Genomic DNA, 18,302 nt, shown 5'->3' with positions numbered 1-18,302 from the left:
CCTAGAAACGACTGTCCTGTCTGTTTATCAGTTCTTCATCACGTTCGGTCAGAGGCAGCTGCTTCGCTTTTGAGTCGAAGATTCTGACATCGAGAGCCAGACCCCTGAGTTCCTGAACAAGAACGTTAAATGACTCGGGAATACCGGCTGATGTGGCCGTATCGCCCTTGACTATACTTTCATAAATTTTGGCTCTTCCGGTCATGTCGTCCGACTTGATCGTCATAAGCTCCTGGAGGGTATTGGCCGCACCATAAGCTTCAAGAGCCCAAACTTCCATCTCTCCCAGTCTCTGTCCACCGAACTGAGCTTTACCACCGAGCGGCTGCTGAGTCACAAGAGAATAAGGACCGGTTGAACGGGCATGCATCTTGTCATCAACAAGGTGATGCAGCTTAAGGTAATACATATATCCGACAAATACAGGATTTTCGAATGCCTCACCGGTATACCCGTCAAAAAGAGTGAATTTAGAGTTGGGTGCAAGTCCGGCTTCCACAAGAGCCTGTTCGATCTGATCTGTTGAAGCAGATTGGAAAACAGGTGTTTCGAAGAATTTGTCCAGATGCCCCCCGGCCATACCGAGCATGGTTTCCATGATCTGGCCGATATTCATACGGGAAGGGACCCCAAGCGGATTAAGACAAATGTCGAGAGGTGTTCCATCTTCCATAAAAGGCATATCCTCTTCGGGAAGAACACGGGCGACAACACCTTTGTTTCCGTGGCGTCCGGCCATCTTATCCCCTTCTTTGAGTTTCCTCTTGGTGGCAATAAGAACCTTGACGATTTCATCTACACCGGGTGCCAGGTCATCACCTTCACTTCTTTTCAGCCTCTGAATATCGATTACAGTACCTTCAACACCATGAGGAAGTTTCAGGGACGTATCACGGACCTCTTTTGCTTTTTCTCCGAAAATGGAGTTAAGAAGCTTGAATTCGGGAGTTGTTTCTGTCTCGGACTTGGGAGTAACCTTACCGACCAGTATCGAGCCGGATTTTACCTTAGCACCGATTCTGATAATCCCTTCTTCATCGAGGTTCTCAAGAGCTTTTTCCGAAGTGTTGGGAATATCGATCGTGATAGTTTCAGGACCGAGCTTTGTCTCCCTGACTTCAGTAACAAACTCTTTAATATGAATAGAGGTGTAATAATCCTCTTTTACAACTTTTTCAGAAATAAGAATAGCATCCTCGAAGTTATATCCGTTCCAGGGAACAAATCCTACTAGAAGGTTTCTTCCGAGAGCAATTTCTGCATTCTTCGTAGCCGGGCCGTCGGCAAGAACAGATCTGGCATTAACCTTTTCACCTTTTCGGACAATCGGTTTCTGATTGAAACAGGTATCCTGGTTGGTTCTCTGAAACTTTATCATTTCATAGACGTCGACATCATAATCGTTTTCCCGATCATCGGGTGTCACGACAACTCTGTCCGCGGAAACGTAAGAAACAACTCCGGCTCTTTTAGCTTTAGCGAGAACTCCGGAGTCATAAGCCGCCTTTCCTTCCATTCCTGTTCCGACGATCGGAGCTTCGGGAAACAGAAGAGGCACAGCCTGTCTCTGCATGTTACAACCCATCAAAGCACGGTTGGCGTCATCATGTTCCAGGAAAGGAATGAGAGAAGCCGCCGTAGAAATAATCTGACGGGGAGAAACGTCCATGTATTTAATATCATCAACAGGTCGCGTCGTATAATTACCGCTTTTGTGGACAGCTACCGTATTGGACTCAAACTTACCGTTTTTATCAAGCGGAGCACTGGCCTGAGCTATGAAGTATTTCTCTTCATCGATAGCTGAAAGATATTCAACTTCTTTGGTTGCCACACCATCGACAACTTTCCGGTAGGGAGTCTCGAGAAAACCGTACTCATTAACCCTTGTGTAATTGGCAAGAGAGACAATAAGACCGATATTCGGACCTTCAGGAGTTTCAATAGGACACATTCTACCATAGTGGGTGTAATGTACATCTCTGACTTCAAATCCCGCACGATCTCTTGAAAGACCACCGGGTCCCAGAGCGTTAAGTCTTCTTTTGTGAGTCAACTCGGAAAGAGGATTGACCTGATCCATAAACTGGGACAGCTGACTGGACCCGAAAAACTCTTTAATGGCAGCGACGATCGGTTTAATGGAGATGAGATCCTGAGGCTTGAGCGTCTCTATCTCTTTAAGAGACATTCTTTCCTTGGCAATCCTCTCCATTCTCGTAAAGGCGGTCTTAATAGAGTTTGAAATAAGCTCTCCGACAGAACGGATTCTTCTGCTTCCAAGATGATCGATATCATCGACTGAAGCTTCGCCTTCGTAAACCTTAATAAGATGCCCCATAGTCCTGTAAACATCTTCTTTTGTGAGAACCAGAGATTCTTCATCGTGCGTATAATCAAACTTCTTGTTGAGTTTGTAACGACCGACTTTACCTAAATCGTAACGGCGGGAAGAGAAAAACATGGAGAGTATATCTCTTTCGGCAGCTTCGACCGTAATAGGTTCACCGGGCATTAAAATAGCATAAATCGCAGAAAGAGCCTCTTCTTTAGACGGCTCATCTCTTTCGGGATCATCTTTATTAAATTTGGTTTCCTCAACATCAAAACAATTGATTACAACTTTAGAATTCAGAGAATCAACTGCTGCAAAGTCTATAATCTCTATTTCCGAGATACCGGAGTGTACAAGCTCATCAGTATCGTGAGGATGGATTTTTTCACCGGCGCGATAAATCTTTTTCTTTTCATCGCCCTTACCGGTATAAACAGCTTTAGCTAGGATTTTCCCGACAAGGGCTTCCTTCACTTCTCTTGAACTATCAACAGAAACTTTTGCTGTCTTATGGAAAAGCTCAATAATTTTCTCTCTTGAATCAAAACCGAGAGCCCTTAGAAAAAGAGTACCGAGAATCTTTTTCTTCCTATCGATTTTGGCATATATAAGCTCTTTCTTCTGATCTATCTCAAATTCGAGCCAGGAACCTCTGTAAGGAATTATCCTTGAAGAGTACAGGCCTTTTTCGTAAGAGAAAATTACACCGGGAGACCGGTGGATCTGAGAAACGACAACCCTTTCAGCACCATTAATAATAAAGGTACCCCTGTCAGTCATTAAGGGGATGTCTCCCATATATATATCTTTCTGCCGGATTTCTCCGGTAGACTGGAATATCAGATTTATTTTAGCCTTGACCGGAACTGCATAGGTCAAGCCTTTCTTTTTGCACTCAGCCTCAGAGAGAGGGACATTATCTTCATCGAGGGTATAATTAACATATTCCAGCACCAGCTCACCGTTGGTACTTTCTATAGGGAAAATTGACTGAAATACTTCTTCCAGACCCTGATTGTTGAGAGCTTCTCCCTTCAACAGAGTATTTCTCTGAAGAAAGTTGTCGTATGATGTGAGCTGTATACTGATAAGATCAGGTAACTCAATTACCTCTTCAATCTCATCACCAATAAATACTCGTTTAGTATCCTTATCTCGTGTAAACACTCAATACCCCCTGACAATATATAACCACCGGGATAGAAATTTATCCCAGTGGTTTAACGAGAAAGTCTTTTATTAGTTAGAAACTCTACTATTTAAGCTCAACTGATGCGCCAGCTTCCTCGAGTTTAGCTTTAATAGTTTCAGCTTCTTCTTTGGAAACGCCTTCTTTAACAGCTTTATCTCCAGCTTCAACTACTTCTTTAGCCTCTTTAAGACCGAGACCAGTAATTTCTCTTACAGCTTTGATTACAGCAATTTTCTTATCTCCGAATCCTTTGAGGATTACGTCGAATTCAGACTGCTCTTCAGCGGCCGCCGCACCGGGTGCTGCTGCTCCACCAGCTACCATAACGGGAGCTGCTGCAGATACATCAAATTTTTCTTCCATAGCTTTGATCAGTTCAGAAACCTCAAGAACTGTCATATTTGCTACTGCTTCCAGAATCTGGTCATTAGTAAGTGCTGCCATATTATCTTCTCCTTAATTTTTTACGCAACGATAGCACACAACACGTTTAGAAGACTAACGCTGCAATAAATATTTTCATATGCCCGCCAGGCGGGCCTGATTTATTTTTCGCCAACCTTACATGCCGGAAACTGTCTCCGGCACAAAGACTGACCTATGAGCGGCTAAGCCGCAACATTCACAACTAAAAAATCCCTGAAGGACTTATTATTCTGCGGAAGCTTCCGCATCAGCCGCGGGTGCAGCATCTTCTGCAGGAGCAGCCGGAGCCGCCTCTTCAGCCGGAGCAGCTTCCTCAGCAGTAGGTACTGCAGAAGCATCACCTTCTTCCGCTTTCTTATCTGCAACAGCCTGAAGAGTTCTAACAAGCTTGGTTGTAGTACCCTGGATTGCAAAAAGAAGCATCTGAATAAGCTCTTTCTTCGTGGGAAGCTTGGAAAAAGCCACAATCTTCTCAAGATCGAAAAGCTCACCACCAATCAAACCGCTTTTAAGTTTAAGAGGAGTCTCACTTTCGAATTCAACAAGAGTTTTAGCAGCTGCACCAGCTTCACCTTTAATCATAGCCACAGCCGTGGGTCCAACAAGGAACTCGGCGACTTCGGGATGATCAAGTTCTTTAAAAGCAATCTTAGCATAGTTGTTTTTTACAACTTTAAGTTCAGCATCACCTTCGCGAAGCTTCCTTCTCAACTCAGTTACTTTTTCTACGTTAATTCCTCTGAAATCTGCAAAAATGAAGTCATTTGCTTCACCGAATGCTTCCTTCAGAGATTTAACGGCGTCTATTTTACTCTGCTGTATTTTAACTTCAGCCATTTCTTTCTCCTTTGCCCTTAGTTGGCACCAACAGCGATTCTGACGCCGGGCCCCATTGTGGAAGAAACAGCAGCAGTTTTGATAAAGTCGCCTTTAACATCACTAGGTCTCTTCTTCACAAGTTCAGACATAAAAACATCGATATTTTCCTTCACCTGTGCAGGATCCATGGAAACTTTTCCAACAGGAAGATGAACAACGCCGGTTTTATCGGCACGATACTCAACACGACCCTTCTGAAGTTCCGCGATTGCACCTTTAATATCCATCGTTACAGTTCTTGTTTTAGGGTTAGGCATAAGGCCTCTTCTTCCAAGAACCGGTCCGAGTTTACCAACTTCCCTCATCATATCGGGAGTAGCAACACAGACATCAAAATCAAGCCATCCGCCTTTGATTTTTTCAACAAGCTCTTCAGCTCCGACATAAGCCGCACCGGCTTCTTCCGCCTCTGTAGCTTTTTCGCCTTTTGCAAAAACGAGCACTTTTTTCTCACCGGAAAACTGATGAGGAAGAACCAGTGTGTCACGAACTGTGTGGCTTTTCTTAAGATTAAGATTCACTGCCATTTCGATAGTTTCATCGAATTTCGCAAAAGCGAGCTCTTTTACAAGAGAAAGAGCATCTTCATAGGTATAAAGAGCATCTCTGTCAACTTTTGCTGCGGCTTCTTTGTATTTCTTACCGTGCTTCATTTCAACCCTCCACCTTCACACCCATAGAACGGGCAGTTCCGGCGATAATATTAATCGCCGCTTCAATGTCATTAGCATTGAGGTCGGGCATTTTCAGCTCAGCAATAGGTCTCAAATCCTCTCTGGTCACTGTAGCGACCTTAACTTTATGAGGCTCAGCAGACCCTTTATCCAACTTTGCAGCTTTCTTAATAAGAACTGCCGCAGGAGGAGTCTTGGTAATAAAAGTAAAAGTTCTGTCACTGAAAACAGAAATTACTACCGGTATAGTTAAACCGGGTTCCATGTTTTTTGTACGGTCATTAAACTGCTGTACAAACTGAGGCGCACTTACACCATGAGGACCCAGAGCGGGACCTACGGGAGGTGCAGGAGTAGCCTTACCAGCCGGTACCTGCAGCTTTATGAAAGCCGTTACCTTTTTCTTTGCCATTTATTTCTCCTATGTGGTACTAACGCCCCTGGCCGGGACTCCCATATATTTAAAAGAGCTACACTCTTTCCACCTGGGAAAAATCAACTTCCACAGGCGTATTTCTTCCAAAAATTCCAACGACTACGCGGAGCTTTCCTTTCTCCTGCATAACCTCTTCCACACTACCGGAGAAAGACTCGAAGGGTCCTTCCATAATGCGAACCTCTTCCCCCACGACAAACTCCTGTTTGACATGAAAGGTTTTCTCCGTTTTAATCTCTCCGGTTTTCTGCAAGATCGCCCTTGCCTCGTCAGAAGAAATTGGCTGAGGCTTCGCGCCGGGAGCCTGCCCGACAAAACCCATTACACCCTGAATCCTTCTGATCGCCGTACAAACAGGCTTCCATCCCCTATCGGGAAGGTCCATTTCAATAAGGATATAGCCGGGGAGAAATTTCCTGTTAACAGTTCTCTTCTTCCCGTTACGCACTTCGACCACTTCTTCCGAAGGGACTTTTACGTCAAAAACAGCACCCCCCAGGGTGCCGTCTTCCATATAGAGCCTTATGTACTTCTCAATCTTGTTCTCGTGCCCGGAATAAGTATGTAATACATACCAGCCTTTAGCCATAAATCTTCCTTAATTATAATGATCAGAAAAACAAGTATAATCCATTGAGCAGTAAATAATCAACCAGCCCGAAAAACACAGCAAAAAGAACAGTTGAAACAAGCACAACCTTCACCGACGAAACCACAGAGTCCCAACTCGGCCACACAACTTTTCGCAATTCGCCATAACTCTCGGTCAGAAAAGTCCAGATTTTTCTCATAAGATACTCCCGAAAATAAAAAAATACAGGCCAAGCAGGATTCGAACCTGCAACATCCGGTTTTGGAGACCGGCGCTCTGCCAGTTGGAGCTATTGGCCTGTATGCAAATTACTATTTAATTTTTGTTTCTTTGTGAACTGTGCTGGTCTTACACCATTTACAGTACTTTTTGAGCTCAAGTTTACCCTGAACATTACGTCTATTTTTCTGTGATGTGTAATTTTTTCTTTTACAATCACTACACTGAAGCGCTATCAGCTCAACAGCACCTTTCTTAGCTTTAGCCATGATTTCTCCTATCTGAGCCTGACACACATCAAGCTGTGATCATTAGAGCCTCCGACCGGACTTGAACCGGTGACCCCATCCTTACCATGGATGTGCTCTACCGACTGAGCTACAGAGGCTTGCCTCAACGCTCAGGTAGAGTATCAAAAAAGGATTTTCTTTGTCAACAGAATTTCCATAAAAGTGAAATTAAAAAAATATTATTAAAAAGAGCCTTTCATTTCCTCTATATTTCTGAGAAATTTCTTTGCCTCTTCCGAGACGGCTTTATATTTCTCATACTCTTCTCTATATACAGCTTCTTCTTTTTTGTCGGGATAAAATATCTTTTTAATCCGCACGAGCTCATCGGAAGCTTCCAGAAAGTTATCAAACCGTCCTAGTGCGGCTGAAGCGAGACAGGCACCGCCGAGAAGTTCGGCATCCTCCACCTCCGGCACGAGGATGGAGCAACCGGTTATATCAGCTTTAATCTGATTCCATATGACATTTTTCCCCTGCCCGCCCGATACACGCAGTTCCCCGATTGGACAATCATTCTCTTCAAAGAGCTCGACGGCTCTCCGCACGGCATATCCTATGGATTCCATAACAGCACGGCCAAGCTCATTCCGGCCCTGATAAGCTTCCAGCCCTACGGCCATGCCATTGGAAAATTCCCAGAGTCCCCCGTCTTTCAATCCCGGAAAAAACATAGGAGTGCCCGATCCCGCCGCGACGGATTTTATCGCCGACAGAGTTTCTGCATAACCGTAATTCTCCTGGCCGGTGATACGGCGGTACCACTCGAAAAGGCTTCCGGTGGACGACAGTATTCCCGACACATTATAAAGCCCTTCCACAGCATGGGGGAGAGTCCTGAGGCGGGTATCGGGAACCGGCTTGTCCGAACAGAAATTGATCCCTTCCGAAGTTCCGGCTCTGTCACAGGTTCTTCCCGGCCGCACTACTCCGGTTCCTATAAGCGATACCATAAAATCGACGCCGCCTCCGACTACAGGCACACCAGCAGGCAAACCGGTAAGAGAAGAACCGGCAGAAGAAATTTTCCCGATAACGGCTCCCATGGTGACGATTGGAGGAAAACGGCTTTCCTTCATATGGTATTTTTCAATGTCCTGCCCGCTCCATATATAGCGATCGAACTCATCATGAGCCGAGACGACAGCTTTCTCACCGGTCAGCAGCCAGGTAATATAAGAAGAAGTGGTTAAGAACACATCTGTCGCCTCATAGACAGAGGGACAGTTTTCTTTCAACCAGTTGATTTTCGGCAGATAGAAGGAATGCGTCCCTTCGAGAGATGAGTTTTCCCGCCCCATCCACATAAGGGGGGTATGGAGGATTTCCCCCTCCTTTCCGAGGGGGACAATAGTGGGTCCGTTTCCGCTTATGACAACGGCGGAGATATCCTGCCTCCTTAAAATAGAGGCGATTTCAATAAATCCCGATTTCCAACTGCCGGCATACCCTTCCCCGGGATAATTCCTGTCTTCCGGGAAAAGATGTACCTTATGATAGGCGAAAGCATATCCTTCAGGAGAGATAATCGCCCCTTTTATCGACGATGTGCCGATGTCAACAGCCAGTATCAAATCAGTTACGGCCTCCCACCAGCATCCGCTGAATCATTTTATTATTGTCCAGCAGCGGCGAAAGCGACCGGTTATGATGGATTCTCGAGATAACACGGGCAAAGAGGTTGGATACATTGGCATTGAGATACCAGGCTCGCTTCTGAAGCTCCTCCGGAGCAGTGACGGCATTGGTCCCGATTATGTAATCAAACAATCCTTCTTTAAAGGCATTATCAAAATGCTCAATGGCATTTCCTGTAAACAGAGGAAGCGAGATGGCGCAGACGATCTTCTCCGCCCCCATATCCTTTATAAGCCTCATAGCTTTAATCAGGGTTCCCCCTGTTCCGAGCATATCATCGGCTATAAAAACGGTTTTCCCCTTCACATCGCCCAGGAGCCGAGCCGAAACGATATTGGAATCCTTGGCGCTAGTCGTGACCTTGGAATAATCCCTTTCCTTATAAAGAAGGGCCAGAGGCTTCTGCAATGAGTTTGCATAATATTTGTTTCTGTCGATGGCTCCCGTATCAGGAGAGACAACAACCAGATCTTCAGCAGGAAGGTTGAAATGAGCGTTCAGTTTTCTCAAGATCTGGTAAGAGGCATGCATATTTTCCAGATGAAGGGTGGAAAAAGTATGCTCTATTTCTTTGGAGTGCAGATCGAGGGTAATGATCCTGTCGACACCCATATTCTCGAAAATCCTTCCGAGGCTGGATGCGGTCAGCCCTTCCCTGCCTTTTTTCTTGTGCTGTCTTGCATAAGGATATGCGGGAAGCACGAGAGTGACTCTTCTCGCGCCGCACTGTTTGGCAGCATCGATAGTGACGAATAAATTAAAGATATGATCATTAACCGAAAGGACATGACCGTTTTCCGATCCGGCAAAAGGCAGACGACCGCGGTTTTCCACATCCTGAACAATGAAAATATCCTTCCCTCTGACGGAATAGAGAATTTCCGTTTTAAACTCACCATTGGCAAACTTTGTGAATTTACAGGGAATTTTAAACGACGGAATTCTGTAGGAAGTACCGTCTCCGATGGTTTTGACCCTGTGGCTGTTAAGGTCATTGGCCATATTAAGCTCTTTTACCGCACTCTCTTTATCCAGGCCGTAAAGCTTCGCTATTCCCTGAGCTTTGATATCAAATCTCCGGGCATAGATCGTCTTCAGATGGGCTATAATAGAGTCGGCAAATTTTTCACCTCCGGGGCAAGCTATAATCCCGAGGGTAGTCGGCTTTGAGAAGCTCATTTGTCTCCCTTATATGAAATATATATATTTGAGTGTAGAGTAGCACGGTGGTTTAAGCGTGGTCAATGTCGCCTCTGTGAGTGATTAGCGATTGTTAAAGAAATTTGAATTTGGTAAAATCACAATGCAATTTTATATAAAGGATGAAACAAATGATCTGTTTTAAAAAGATATCGAAATATCTGATTCCCGCCATAATGGCGACTTTCCTGCTGACGGGCTGCAGCGAAAAAAAAGAAGAAAAAGAAGACAGGAGTTTCTCCATAGCCGTCTTTGTGCCGGGAGTTCTGGCGGGAAGCCCCACTTATGAAATGATGGACAAGGGTGTGCGCGCTGCGGCTCTGAAAAAAGGCGCCACTGTAAAAACAGTCGAAGGCGGGTTCAATCAGGCCGAATGGGCGGAGAAAGTAACGGCTCTCGCTGCTGAAGGAACATACGATCTGATTGTTTCTTCCAACCCCTCCATGCCGGAGATCAGCCGCGAAGCTCAGAAGCACTACCCCGATCAGGATTTCCTCATCCTCGAAGGAAGCGGAAGACCGGACGATCAGATTTCAACTTTTTTCTTTAACCACAGAGAACTGGCTTTTCTGCTTGGAAATTTTGCCGGCCTCGTTACCGATAGCCGAATGGATGGATCTTCCGTAAAAAAAGTCGGCCTTATCGCCGGACAGGAATATCCCGATATGAACAATCTGATAAAACCGGGTTTTGAGATGGGCTTTAAAAACATCAATAGCGATATTGAACTGGATTTCCGGGTTATCGGAAACTGGTACGATGCTTCAAAAGCCTCCGATCTCGCAGCGGATATGTATGCGAACGGGGCTGATATTATTCTCACCATTGCGGGGGGAGCCAATCAGGGCGTCGTGTCCGCGGCAAAGACTGCAGGAAAATTCGTCTTATGGTATGATTCCAACGGCTATGCCATTGAGCCGGGCGTCGTGATAGGTTCCGGTATAATCCGGGAGGACAAAGCGGCGATTGAAATGGTCAATCGGGCTATCGACGGATCTCTCACAAGAGGAACAGCGATCAAGGCCGGAGTTAAAGAGGGTTATATTGATTTCATAGACGATGATGCCAACTACCAGAAGTATGTACCTCTAAACATCCGGGAAGAGATGGATAAAATCATAAAAGACATGAGAGCGGGGAATATAACCCTGCCCGCCGGATCAGAGGGATAGATTCTCTGAGCGGGAACCTGTCGCTGACAATATCTGAAATCTCCAAGTGCTTTCCTCCGGGATATGTCAATGCCTGCGATGATATTAATCTCCAGATAAAGAAAGGAACCATTACCGCTGTCGTGGGGGAAAACGGGGCGGGAAAATCCACCCTCATGAATATTCTCTGCGGCACGGTCATGCCGGACCGCGGATCATTTTCCACCGCATCGGGACCGGTCGAGCCGGGCAGCCCTGGAAAATCAGCCGGTGCCGGAATCGGAATGGTCCACCAGCACCCTATGTGCTCCTCTTCTTTATCCGTACTGGATAACATCATCCTGGGTTTTGAACCGAGAAAGCACTACTTCCTGACAAACCGCAAAGAAGCAAGAAAATACATCGCTTCCCTTCAGGAGGAGTACCGGATAGAGCTTGACCTGGATTCACCCTGCTCTGAACTCAATTCCGTCCAGATTCAGAACATGGAACTTCTCCACCTTCTCTATCTGGACAGAGATATCCTGATATTTGATGAGCCGACGGCCAGCCTTTCGGAAATAGGGACAGAGTTTTTTTTCAGCCGTTTGAAGAGACTGAAAGAAGAGGGGAAAACCATCATATTCATCTCCCATAAGCTTAAAGAAGTTTTTCTTATGGCTGATGAAATCGCAGTGATGCGAAAAGGTAAGATCCTGCTCCACAAAAGGGCGGAAAATCTCAATCCCGAAGAAGTGGCGTCATTAATGATCGGAAGAAAGGGTGATCTCAGTTTCCCGGAACGCGAAAGACCCGAAGGGGAAAATCATGGAAGAAGGCTCTATGAGCTGAAAAAAACGGGATACCGGAAATCGGAAAGCCGGTTCCTTGAAAACATCAGTCTCAACATAAAAGAGGGAGAAATTCTGGGGATTACGGGAATACGGGAAAACGGTCTGGAACTCCTTGAGGATATCATATCGGGGATGATCCATCCCCAGGAAGGAAAGCTGTATTTCAACGGCAGAGATGTAAGCCGATCCGGACCCGCCGAATTGAGAAAAATGGGAATATCCTATGTCCCGGCAGATAGATTAAATCGGGGCATAAGCCGGGATTCTTCCATTGCGGAGAATCTCATCCTCCTTAATTATAAAAGAATGCACAAGATGGGCGTTCTGATTCCCTCCTCGGTAAAGCGGTGGACGAAAGAAATTCAGAGCACCTACAGCATAGAGGGAGAGCCCCAGCAGCCGATCCGTCATCTATCGGGAGGAAATATTCAGAAAGTGATTCTTTCGAGGGAGCTGGAGGAAAAACCGGACCTGATAATTATCAGCGAACCGAGCTGGGGTCTGGATTTCAACAGCCGCAACCGCCTTCACAGGGAACTGGACAGAACAGCAGGAAGAGGCACCGCCATCCTCCTCATCAGTTCCGATATAGACGAAATACTCACCCTTTCCGACCGGATTGCCGTCCTTTACAATGGTAAAGTTGTTATGCAGAAGAAGAGAGTGGAAACAGACCGGTCGATGATCGGCAATGCCATGCTGGGGCTGGAGGTAGAGCCTTGAGGGGCCGACACAGACTCTTCGGCCGCTTCGCCGGAACCATGATCACTCTGATTGCGGTATTTCTGACCGCCGTCCTTTTTCTCCTTGTTTTCAGCAATGACAAGGGAGAATCACTGTATTACTTCTTTGCCGGGCCTTTTCTCACCAGTCTTTCCATTGGAAATATGTTAAGCTCCTTTACCCTTCTCACTTTTTCCGGTCTGGCTATAACGGTGGCTTTCCGCGCCGATGTTTTTAACCTGGGAGGAGAGGGGCAGATTTATATCGGCGCTCTGGCAGCCACATTTTTCCTCCTGAGATTTCCCGCCATGGGCGGAGAATGGGGAATCCTGATGGCGACGGGAACCGCGGCTCTGGCAGGCGGAATTCTCGCCGGGCTATCGGGGTGGCTGAAGGCGCGGTGGAATGTCGACGAACTGATTTCCTCCTTTCTCTTATCGGGAGGAATCATTCATGTCATCGATTACCTTATTACCGGCCCTCTGTCCGACAGGAACAGTTACCTTCTGACAACAGGAACCGTCGGAGAGGCCTTCTGGCTGACAAGACTGATGCCGCCGTCCAATCTGAACAGCAGCTTCTTCGGAGCTCTTTTCGCAGTGGCGGCCATGGCTCTGTTTCTGTATTACACAAAGCAGGGTTACGAGTTGAGAATATGCGGCATGAACAGGGAGTTTGCCTATTACGGCGGCTTGAACACAAGCCTGTATATCATTCTGCCGATGTTTCTCAGCGGGGCCGTTATGGGTCTGGTCGGCTCATCGGCTGTTTTGGGTATTCACCACAGTACCATTAAAGGTTTCTATAGCGGGATCGGCTGGAACGGAATAGCTGTCGCCCTTATCGCCGGCACCAATCCTCTCGCCGTTATACCTTCAGCTTTTGTCTTCGCTTTTCTCAACCAGGCGGCCTCAACCGCCATGATGAGGGCCGATTTCCCCTTTGAACTGGGAGGATTGATACAGGCTGTCGTCTTCCTTTTCATATCTTCCAAAATACTGGCGGAGAAAGCCGAATCAATTCTCTCCTTTATAAAAGAAAAAAAAGGAGCCGGGAAATGATCGGCAAAACGCTTATTTTTATGGTTCCCCTGCTCATAGCTGCGATGGGCGGGCTGATTACGGAACTTGCGGGAGTCTTGAACATAGCTCTGGAAGGGATGATACTGGCGGGTGCATTCGCTGCGGTCCTTGCCGTTGACTTAACCGGCAGCCTTACGGCCGGTTTCATAGCAGCGATGGCCGTATCGGGCTTGCTGGCTGTTCTATTCTCTTTTACATCTTTGAAGCTGAAGGGCAATATTTTTGTAACGGGGCTGGCTATCAATCTGATAACCCCGCCTCTTATCGCCATGGTTTCCAAATTGTTTTACGGATCGGGAGGAGTCATCCGCCTGACAGCCGATTCTCTCCATCTCACAACTGCAAGCGCCGCGGTGTGGGTGCTTTTCTTTACGGGCTCTATCTGGGCAATCCTGAAATACACACCTCTCGGGCTTCACATAAGAACAGCGGGAACCGATCCGGATTTTCTCTTTTCAAGAGGTATCAGACCGGAACGCATACAAAGCCTGGTAATCATAGCCTCCGGCCTTCTCTGCGGCCTCTCCGGAGCCATCATCTCCTTAAAACTCGGCGTGTTTATTCCGGGGATATCGGCAGGAAAGGGCTGGATAGCTCTCGTAGCGGTTTATCTGGGATTTAAAAAACCCTTTCCGGTTCTGCTCGCCTGTTTCATTTTTGCTCTGGCCGAATCTCTTTCCGACTCCGCTCAGGGGATCATCGAAATACCTGCCAACCTGATTCTCAGCTTCCCCTATTTTATCACAATTACCGGTCTCGTCCTTTTTTCGATCATAAAGAATCGGCAAAAGTAAAGAATTACGTATTTTTCTTGCGCCATTTAATATCATATAGTATTTTTATATATGTAATTAACTGAATATCGTAAACACACGGAGACTATAGATGAAAAAAATTCTTGCGATCAACCCCGGTTCCACATCGTCAAAAATCGGTTATTTCGAAGATAGAGAGTGTAAATCCTCTATTACCATCAGGCATGATCAGGAAGAAATAGCCCGATACAAAACCATCGCAGATCAGTATGATATGAGAAAATCCGCCATTATGGACTGGATGAGTGAACAGAAAATCGAAGTAAAAGATCTCGATGGCGTTGTCGGCAGAGGGGGATTGCTCAGACCGACGCACGGGGGAACATTCATAGTCAACGATGCTATTATCTCCGATCTGAAAAGTGCAAAATACGGTGTTCACGCCTCCAATCTGGGAGCTCTTATTGCTAAGGAAATCGCAAAGATGGCCGGTGTCGAAGCCTATATAGTCGACCCGGTTACAACTGATGAGTTCGGTCCTCTGGCCCGATATTCCGGCCACCCGGAAATAAAAAGAGTCAGTGTTTTCCACGCCCTCAACCAGAAAGCCTCAGCCAGAACCGTCTGTGAGAAACTGGGGAAGGAATACGAAGACATCAATATGATCATCGCCCACCTCGGAGGCGGGGCGACTATCGCGGCTCATGAGAAAGGCAGAGCTGTCGATGTCAATCACGGCCTGGAAGAAGGGCCTTTCACACCGGAGAGATCCGGGGGGCTTCCTGTCCTGGAGATTATAAAGATGTCATATTCCGGGAAATTCAGCGAAGATGACATGAAAAAGAAAGTCGTGGGACGGGGAGGACTGACTGCCTACATGGGAACTTCCGATGTACAGGCAATAGTGAAATCAGCTGAAGATGGCGATGAAAAAGCCAGAGAAGTCCTCGAAGCCATGATTTACCAGATATCCAAGGAAATCGGAGCCTGCGCCACCGTTCTGAAAGGAAAAGTCGATGCCATCGTGATTACAGGCGGAGTCGCCTATAACAGCTTTGTGACCGACAGGATCGGGGAAAGGGTCTCATTTATCGCACCGCTTCATATACTCCCGGGAGAAAATGAGCTGCTGTCTATGACCAGCGGCGTTCTGAGAGTACTGGAAGGCAAAGAGGAAGCGGGCGTCTACTGATTATCAAAAAATGATACTTATAAGGCGGCCAACGGGTCGCCTTTTTTTTATTTTTTTGATAAACATCTGTTATACATTTGATAACTTTTGCTTATATCTAACTGATTTTTAACACTTACCTGTTTAAATGATAACATTAGTCTGTTGCGGAAATTATCAAATGTAAAAAACTATTCCGATTTTTCCTACCGGCAATTGCTTTAGATTCCCTGTTAATCAAGTGAATTGGGTATGAGAGAATCCATGGAGTTTAAATGTTTATAGTAATCATTCTTGAAATTATCGGGTCACTGGGTGTCTTCCTCTTCGGAATGAAGATTATGAGTGACGGAATTCAGAAAGCCGCCGGGGAAGGACTGCAGAATGTTCTGAACCGGATAACAGCCAACCGCTTCGTTGCTGTTTTCACCGGTTTTTTCATTACGGCCATTGTTCAGTCCTCATCGGCTACGACGGTTATGGTTGTCGGGTTCGTCAACGCCGGCCTTCTGACTCTGACTCAATCAATCGGCGTTATCATGGGTGCCAATATCGGTACAACCGTTACGGGGTGGATTGTTTCCCTATTGGGATTCAAACTGAAGATTTCCGCTCTGGCACTGGAAATTATTGCCTTCGGCCTTCCCCTCTACTTCTCAAAAAAAGAGACGAGGAGATACTGGGGTGAGTTTCTTATCGGATTCGGTATTCTCTTTATCGGTCTGGATTTCCTGAAGAAGTCTGTGCCTTCCGACAATCAGGCGCTTATCGACTTCATAACCCCCTACACCAACTTCGGTTTCGGCTCCATTGCCCTATTCGTTATTTTCGGAGCGATCATCACTATTATCGTACACTCCTCCAGCGCGTCCATGACCATTGTATTGACCATGGCTGCATCGGGACTGATAGGGCTTGATGTGGCAGCGGCCATGATTATGGGAAGCAATATCGGAACGACTATAGATGCCTATCTGGCTTCGATCGGCGCGACGACAAATGCAAAGCGTGCGGCAAGAGTGCACCTGCTATTCAATGTCTTCGGGGTTCTTGTCATACTCGTTGTCTTCAGGCCTTTCCTGAAAATGATCCAGTGGATTGTGCCGGGTGATGAAATTACAACGACGCTGGCAATGTTCCACACCATATTCAACATAACCAATACTTTCGTATTTATCGGTTTCGTTCCTCAGATAGCCAGGCTTATCGAGAAGATGGTACCGGAAAAAGAATCCGACAAGGATCCTCAGGAATACCATCTGGATTACTTCTCCTCGATCATCCAGGATACTCCGGAATTGAATTTGATTCAGGTTCAAAAAGAAGTCGGCCATATGACAGAGCTTGTGGAAGACATGTTCAAAACATACCTCAATGTCTTCAGCAACCCGGATAAAAAAATGGGCGACGAAGTGGAAAAACTTCGTAATCAGGAAGACTTCTCCGACCAGATGCAGGAAAAAATTACATCTTTTTTACTGGAATGTTCCAAAGAGAATCTCAATGAGACCGGAAGAAACCAGGTTTCGTCAATGATCAGAATCGTTTCGGAACTGGAAAGCATCGGCGACAGTTGCTTCAGTCTTATCATGCTTTCTCAAAAGAAATACAAGAAAAAAATCCCCCTTCACGACAATGCCATAGATGAAGTTATGAGCTACTCAAAACTGGTTGACCAATTCCTCCAGTTTATCAAGGAGCATATTAACAATCACCTATCAGCTGACGAGCTTGAGGAAGCAAATAATCTGGAAGATAAAATTGACAGCTACAGAAACAAACTTCGTAAAGAAGCGAGAAAGCAAATCAAAGGCGGAGCCGATGTTAAGGGAGAACTCCTTTACATAGATATTATCAGGCATATGGAAAGGATCGGAGACTACTGTCTCAATATTGCCCAGACTTTGAGAAGGATGAAATAAAAAGAGGATAAGTTGCGGTCCGGGTTTACAAAAGACCGCAACTTATCCGAATACAATTACAAGAATAAAACCTGAGACTGAGTAAAAACAGGTTCCAAACCGGTGTAATAATTAAATTAGAAGTTATTCCGATCAGGTAGCAAAAGGCTTGTCTATCATTCCTATAACACGCTTTACAGCCTGCAGATAGTTGATATTTTCATACTGATCAATTCCCACATCGTTCATTGTCTTAAGGATATCTGCAAGAACTGTCGATTCAGAATTGATGCTGACCAGTTTCGCTCCATTTATCCAGACATTCGCGACTTCGCAGATCGTATCGTTTACCATATATCCGAATCTCTGTTTTTCAACGGAAACAGCTTTCAGCGAACTGTTGGCTTTTACCATTTCAAGAAATTCGTCAAGCGTATATGTATCTTTAGTCAAAGCGGGCATTTCCACTGCAAAGGCCGGGAAAACCTCTTTTTCAAGAACATCTTTAGAAATCGGGAATTCACCTTTCATAAGGGGATTCCACTGCTCCAGACCCTCTTTCTCAGTTACAAAAGTCTTAATATCCATTTTCCCGTCACGGATTTTTGTGTTGTTTTTGTCATTGGTGGCAGAAACAATGTAAATCTCTTTTGATCGTCTTTCCCATACTTTTTCAGGAACGGGATTGGACAGTCTTGCCATTCTTTTTGCTGCTTCATCAAACTCTCTTCCAAAAGTTCTGAATTCAAAGCGGGGATCCGAAATAGCGCCTACTTCTAAATTTGATTTTGCCATACTTTCTCCT

17 protein-coding genes and 2 tRNA genes are annotated in these 18,302 nt (G+C 45.8%); 6 read left to right on the top strand and 13 right to left on the bottom strand.

The annotated features are described in order from the left end of the window. Position 1: 1 nt before the first annotated feature. The 12 genes from rpoB to prs form a co-directional block, all read right to left on the bottom strand. Complete coding sequence (rpoB, locus tag HNR50_RS19255) at positions 2-3,502, bottom strand: DNA-directed RNA polymerase subunit beta (protein WP_184748434.1); 3,501 nt, start codon at positions 3,500-3,502, stop codon at positions 2-4. 88 nt (positions 3,503-3,590) lie between these two features. Further along, positions 3,591-3,971: a 50S ribosomal protein L7/L12 gene (gene rplL / locus HNR50_RS19250; protein ID WP_184748433.1), complete on the bottom strand. Its 381-nt coding sequence runs from the start codon at positions 3,969-3,971 to the stop codon at positions 3,591-3,593. Between the two features lie 207 nt (positions 3,972-4,178). Continuing rightward, complete coding sequence (gene rplJ, locus HNR50_RS19245; RefSeq protein ID WP_184748432.1) at positions 4,179-4,790, bottom strand: 50S ribosomal protein L10; 612 nt, start codon at positions 4,788-4,790, stop codon at positions 4,179-4,181. Positions 4,791-4,807: 17 nt separating this feature from the next. After that, positions 4,808-5,485, bottom strand: coding sequence for a 50S ribosomal protein L1 (rplA, locus tag HNR50_RS19240; protein ID WP_184748431.1), 678 nt, complete (start codon positions 5,483-5,485; stop codon positions 4,808-4,810). 1 nt (position 5,486) lies between these two features. Continuing rightward, entirely contained in the window at positions 5,487-5,918 is a 432-nt protein-coding gene (gene rplK / locus HNR50_RS19235; protein WP_184748430.1) for a 50S ribosomal protein L11, read from the bottom strand. 58 nt (positions 5,919-5,976) lie between these two features. Beyond that, positions 5,977-6,531, bottom strand: a complete 555-nt coding sequence (nusG, locus tag HNR50_RS19230; RefSeq protein ID WP_184748429.1) for a transcription termination/antitermination protein NusG — start codon at positions 6,529-6,531, stop codon at positions 5,977-5,979. A 22-nt stretch (positions 6,532-6,553) separates the two neighbouring features. Further along, entirely contained in the window at positions 6,554-6,733 is a 180-nt protein-coding gene (gene secE, locus HNR50_RS22875; RefSeq protein WP_184748428.1) for a preprotein translocase subunit SecE, read from the bottom strand. 26 nt (positions 6,734-6,759) lie between these two features. Then, positions 6,760-6,833 (bottom strand) — tRNA-Trp (locus tag HNR50_RS19220). A gap of 12 nt (positions 6,834-6,845) precedes the next feature. Further along, positions 6,846-7,022 (bottom strand): 50S ribosomal protein L33, encoded by a 177-nt coding sequence (gene rpmG / locus HNR50_RS19215; RefSeq protein WP_184748427.1) that lies wholly within the window; start codon positions 7,020-7,022, stop codon positions 6,846-6,848. A gap of 46 nt (positions 7,023-7,068) precedes the next feature. After that, positions 7,069-7,141, bottom strand: a tRNA-Thr gene (locus HNR50_RS19210). An 84-nt stretch (positions 7,142-7,225) separates the two neighbouring features. Then, on the bottom strand, positions 7,226-8,617 hold the full coding sequence (locus HNR50_RS19205; protein ID WP_184748426.1) for a xylulokinase: 1,392 nt from the start codon (positions 8,615-8,617) through the stop codon (positions 7,226-7,228). A 1-nt stretch (position 8,618) separates the two neighbouring features. After that, entirely contained in the window at positions 8,619-9,860 is a 1,242-nt protein-coding gene (gene prs, locus HNR50_RS19200) for a ribose-phosphate diphosphokinase (RefSeq protein ID WP_184748425.1), read from the bottom strand. A gap of 152 nt (positions 9,861-10,012) precedes the next feature. On the opposite strand from prs, the gene HNR50_RS19195 reads away from it, so the two are divergent. The 6 genes from HNR50_RS19195 to HNR50_RS19170 all read left to right on the top strand — a co-directional run bounded on the left by HNR50_RS19195 (position 10,013) and on the right by HNR50_RS19170 (position 17,518). After that, positions 10,013-11,053, top strand: coding sequence for a BMP family ABC transporter substrate-binding protein (locus HNR50_RS19195; protein ID WP_184748424.1), 1,041 nt, complete (start codon positions 10,013-10,015; stop codon positions 11,051-11,053). Beyond that, positions 11,041-12,588, top strand: coding sequence for an ABC transporter ATP-binding protein (locus HNR50_RS19190; protein ID WP_343060245.1), 1,548 nt, complete (start codon positions 11,041-11,043; stop codon positions 12,586-12,588). The genes HNR50_RS19195 and HNR50_RS19190 overlap by 13 nt, the downstream gene beginning before the upstream one ends. Next, on the top strand, positions 12,585-13,649 hold the full coding sequence (locus HNR50_RS19185; protein ID WP_184748422.1) for an ABC transporter permease: 1,065 nt from the start codon (positions 12,585-12,587) through the stop codon (positions 13,647-13,649). The genes HNR50_RS19190 and HNR50_RS19185 overlap by 4 nt, the downstream gene beginning before the upstream one ends. Further along, on the top strand, positions 13,646-14,464 hold the full coding sequence (locus HNR50_RS19180) for an ABC transporter permease (protein ID WP_184748421.1): 819 nt from the start codon (positions 13,646-13,648) through the stop codon (positions 14,462-14,464). Before HNR50_RS19185 ends, HNR50_RS19180 begins: the two co-directional genes overlap by 4 nt. A gap of 91 nt (positions 14,465-14,555) precedes the next feature. Further along, positions 14,556-15,617, top strand: a complete 1,062-nt coding sequence (buk, locus tag HNR50_RS19175) for a butyrate kinase (protein ID WP_184748420.1) — start codon at positions 14,556-14,558, stop codon at positions 15,615-15,617. Between the two features lie 254 nt (positions 15,618-15,871). Next, the gene (locus tag HNR50_RS19170) at positions 15,872-17,518 is read left to right on the top strand and encodes a Na/Pi cotransporter family protein (RefSeq protein WP_184748419.1); all 1,647 of its coding nucleotides are present in this window, start codon (positions 15,872-15,874) and stop codon (positions 17,516-17,518) included. Between the two features lie 132 nt (positions 17,519-17,650). On the opposite strand, the gene HNR50_RS19165 is transcribed toward HNR50_RS19170, so the two are convergent. Further along, positions 17,651-18,292, bottom strand: a complete 642-nt coding sequence (locus tag HNR50_RS19165; RefSeq protein WP_184748418.1) for a hypothetical protein — start codon at positions 18,290-18,292, stop codon at positions 17,651-17,653. Positions 18,293-18,302 lie beyond the last annotated feature (10 nt).

The sequence above is a fragment of the Spirochaeta isovalerica genome (assembly GCF_014207565.1).
Classification (GTDB): Bacteria; Spirochaetota; Spirochaetia; order DSM-2461; family DSM-2461; genus Spirochaeta_F; species Spirochaeta_F isovalerica.
The sequence above is the reverse complement of the archived record's forward strand: the minus strand, read 5'-3'. Positions and strand labels throughout refer to the sequence as shown.

Excerpts from the sequence above, each read along its gene's own strand:
- HNR50_RS19195 (WP_184748424.1), top strand. The coding sequence starts at position 10,013 with ATGATCTGTTTTAAAAAGATATCGAAATATCTGATTCCCGCCATAATG.
- rplK (WP_184748430.1), bottom strand. The coding sequence starts at position 5,918 with ATGGCAAAGAAAAAGGTAACGGCTTTCATAAAGCTGCAGGTACCGGCT.
- HNR50_RS19165 (WP_184748418.1), bottom strand. The coding sequence starts at position 18,292 with ATGGCAAAATCAAATTTAGAAGTAGGCGCTATTTCGGATCCCCGCTTT.
- prs (WP_184748425.1), bottom strand. The coding sequence starts at position 9,860 with ATGAGCTTCTCAAAGCCGACTACCCTCGGGATTATAGCTTGCCCCGGA.
- nusG (WP_184748429.1), bottom strand. The coding sequence starts at position 6,531 with ATGGCTAAAGGCTGGTATGTATTACATACTTATTCCGGGCACGAGAAC.
- buk (WP_184748420.1), top strand. The coding sequence starts at position 14,556 with ATGAAAAAAATTCTTGCGATCAACCCCGGTTCCACATCGTCAAAAATC.
- rpmG (WP_184748427.1), bottom strand. The coding sequence starts at position 7,022 with ATGGCTAAAGCTAAGAAAGGTGCTGTTGAGCTGATAGCGCTTCAGTGT.
- HNR50_RS19170 (WP_184748419.1), top strand. The coding sequence starts at position 15,872 with ATGTTTATAGTAATCATTCTTGAAATTATCGGGTCACTGGGTGTCTTC.
- rplA (WP_184748431.1), bottom strand. The coding sequence starts at position 5,485 with ATGAAGCACGGTAAGAAATACAAAGAAGCCGCAGCAAAAGTTGACAGA.
- secE (WP_184748428.1), bottom strand. The coding sequence starts at position 6,733 with ATGAGAAAAATCTGGACTTTTCTGACCGAGAGTTATGGCGAATTGCGA.
- rplJ (WP_184748432.1), bottom strand. The coding sequence starts at position 4,790 with ATGGCTGAAGTTAAAATACAGCAGAGTAAAATAGACGCCGTTAAATCT.
- rplL (WP_184748433.1), bottom strand. The coding sequence starts at position 3,971 with ATGGCAGCACTTACTAATGACCAGATTCTGGAAGCAGTAGCAAATATG.
- HNR50_RS19180 (WP_184748421.1), top strand. The coding sequence starts at position 13,646 with ATGATCGGCAAAACGCTTATTTTTATGGTTCCCCTGCTCATAGCTGCG.